The organism is Kosmotoga sp. (assembly GCF_982836095.1).
Genome location: NZ_CEYIHJ010000221.1, coordinates 1 through 2,390 on the forward strand (window position 1 = coordinate 1; position 2,390 = coordinate 2,390).

Annotated in this window: 3 protein-coding genes, 1 tRNA gene and 2 pseudogenes; all 6 read right to left on the reverse strand. The window is 43.4% G+C overall.

Annotation, left to right across the window (positions count from 1 at the left end):
* A pseudogene (locus AC3LHT_RS10385) lies at window positions 1-225 on the reverse strand (50S ribosomal protein L1); the annotation flags it as partial.
* Window positions 226-237: 12 nt separating this feature from the next.
* Window positions 238-663: a 50S ribosomal protein L11 gene (gene rplK, locus AC3LHT_RS10390; RefSeq protein WP_068348780.1), complete on the reverse strand. Its 426-nt coding sequence runs from the start codon at window positions 661-663 to the stop codon at window positions 238-240.
* A gap of 56 nt (window positions 664-719) precedes the next feature.
* Window positions 720-1,784 carry a transcription termination/antitermination protein NusG gene (gene nusG / locus AC3LHT_RS10395; RefSeq protein ID WP_290647074.1) on the reverse strand — a complete coding sequence of 355 codons (1,065 nt, stop codon included), beginning with the start codon at window positions 1,782-1,784 and terminating at the stop codon, window positions 720-722.
* A 19-nt stretch (window positions 1,785-1,803) separates the two neighbouring features.
* Window positions 1,804-2,010: a preprotein translocase subunit SecE gene (secE, locus tag AC3LHT_RS10400; RefSeq protein ID WP_290647075.1), complete on the reverse strand. Its 207-nt coding sequence runs from the start codon at window positions 2,008-2,010 to the stop codon at window positions 1,804-1,806.
* A 30-nt stretch (window positions 2,011-2,040) separates the two neighbouring features.
* Window positions 2,041-2,142 (reverse strand): annotated as a pseudogene (gene rpmG / locus AC3LHT_RS10405) (50S ribosomal protein L33); the annotation flags it as partial.
* A 95-nt stretch (window positions 2,143-2,237) separates the two neighbouring features.
* Window positions 2,238-2,324: transfer RNA gene (locus AC3LHT_RS10410), tRNA-Tyr, on the reverse strand.
* Window positions 2,325-2,390: the final 66 nt, after the last annotated feature.

Sequence of the window (2,390 nt, forward strand, 5' to 3'; positions counted from 1 at the left end):
AACCTTGACATCTTTACCTGTACCGTTGGGAAGGCTTATTGTTCCCCTTACCTGCTGGTCAGATTTTGAAGGTTCTATACCCGTCTTAATGTGAAGTTCGACCGATTCGTCGAATTTCGCTGATGGAAACTTTTTCAAGAGCTCCAGGGCTTCATCCAGAAGATATTCCCTGTTTCTATCTACAAACTTTCTCGCTTCAAGATATCTCTTTGACCTTTTTGGCATTCAAACCCCTCCTCAGTCGACTACCTCAACGCCCATATTTCTTGCGGTACCCTCGATTATCTTCATAGCGGCTTCGAGAGTAAGGGCATTGAGATCAGGCATCTTGAGTTTAGCGATTTCCTCGACCTGTGCTCTGGTAATCTTTCCAACTTTTACCTTGTTAGGTACTCCAGAGCCTTTTTGGATACCTGCCGCCTTCTTGATCAGAAAGCTCGCAGGCGGGGTTTTAAGAATGAAGGAAAAGGATCTGTCGCCATAAACCGTTATGACAACCGGAAAAACCATACCGGGCTTGTCAGCTGTTGCAGCATTGAATTGCTTACAGAAGCCCATGATGTTCACACCATGCTGACCAAGAGCAGGACCAACCGGTGGGGCTGGTGTTGCTTTACCCGCTTCAAGCTGTAACTTAATTTGAGCAAGTATCTTTTTCGCCATACTTCTACCTCCTTGTGGTAATCAAAGCCAAGAACAGGCTTCTCCCACTGGTTTTGTTACACTATTTTTTCTATTTCAGATAGTTTAAGCACAACGGGTGTTTCTCTCCCAAAGATGCTCACAACAACTTTTACTTCTTGCCTCTCGGGGTGGATCTCTGTTATCTTTCCAACAAAATCCTCGAAGGGACCAGAATTTATTCTTACCATTTCATTGAGTTCAAAATTCACTTCTATTCTGATCTTTGGAGCTTTTTCTTCATATTCTTCGAGTCCGACCAGTTTCAGCAATGCGTGGATTTCTTTACGTTTCAATTCTATCGGTTGCCCACCAACTGAAACGAAATTGACTACATTCGGTGTGCTCTTTACGATGTTCCAGGTTTCATCGTTCATGATCATTTCTATGAATATGTATCCTGGATAGAGCCTTGTTTTAGTTATTTTGTAGATCTTGAGCTCTTTACGACCGGTGAATTCAGATACTTCGACTCTTCCATCTATTTTAGAAAATATGGTTCTCTTTTCCGAGATCAGGTCACCACGCTTCAAACGGGTCCCCTTCCGAATGACCTTCGGGTCATAGGTTTTCGGATACACCATATAGACATCTTCATCGCCGTTGTCTCGCTCAACGACGATTCTTTTCATCTTTTCAGTAAAAACTATTCTGCCATCCAGCTCACAGAAATTCTCACCGTGCTTTGTCAATGGCATTCCCTGTCTTATCCTTGCGCCGGGTCTAATACCAGTTTCAACTTTTGCGCTTTCTGGAACATAATAGGTTTTGGTGAACTTTCTATCGATGGTCTCTATGAAGATAATCCGATAGTTCTTGATCTCTTTTATGATTCCATCGCTTTTCGCATGAATCTCAGGATCCTCGATTATCGGGTCGCCCTTTTTCACATCTTGATTGGGGTTCACAAGGATTTTAGCGTTATTGAAAACAATATGGCGTTCGGCAGGAGAAGAACCCCTGTCGAGTTTTACCTCCTCAGGAACTAAAATCTTCCCAAAAAGATGCTGTACTCCAAAGGAATTTATCTTTGCCTCAAGAGCTTCTTTGATAGAGTTTTCAAGTCCAGAATAAGTCTGGATTATATACCACTTTTTACGCACTACCTATCACCACTGAAAATCATATACCACCGGTGATGGCTATGAGAACATTACGAATAACATTGGTAAATAAAATATCGAGCAATCCCAGGAAAGCACCACTGACAAGAAGGACAAATACAACCGCACTTGTGGTAGAAAGGAGCTGCTTCCTGTTCGGCCAACTGACTTTTTTTACTTCATAGCGCACTTCGGAGAGGAACTTCCAAAATTTAGCCTGTGCCATTCAATCTCCTCCCAACGATAGCAGATAAATCTACTTAGATTCCTTGTGTAACGTGTGCTTTCGACACTTCGGACAGTACTTGTTAGTGTCAAGCTTGTACTTTTTCTGCCTGTTCTTAAAGCGATAATAGTTCCTGGTTCCACATTAGGAACACTTAAGAGTAACGAGTATCTTGTTTCCCTTTGTTTTCCTTGCCATCATGTCACCTCATCACTCAACAAAATTAATGGTGGTAAGGGGTGGGTTCGAACCACCGTAGGCGTTCCGCCAGCGGATTTACAGTCCGCCCCCTTTGACCACTCGGGCACCTTACCACCGATACTCGTGTGGAGCCAACGACGGGACTCGAACCCCCAACCTGCTGATTACAAGTCAGCCGC

What these genes read in the sequence shown, in the direction of transcription:
- rplK (WP_068348780.1), bottom strand. Translation starts at nt 663, where the DNA reads ATGGCGAAAAAGATACTTGCTCAAATTAAGTTACAGCTTGAAGCGGGT.
- secE (WP_290647075.1), bottom strand. Translation starts at nt 2,010, where the DNA reads ATGGCACAGGCTAAATTTTGGAAGTTCCTCTCCGAAGTGCGCTATGAA.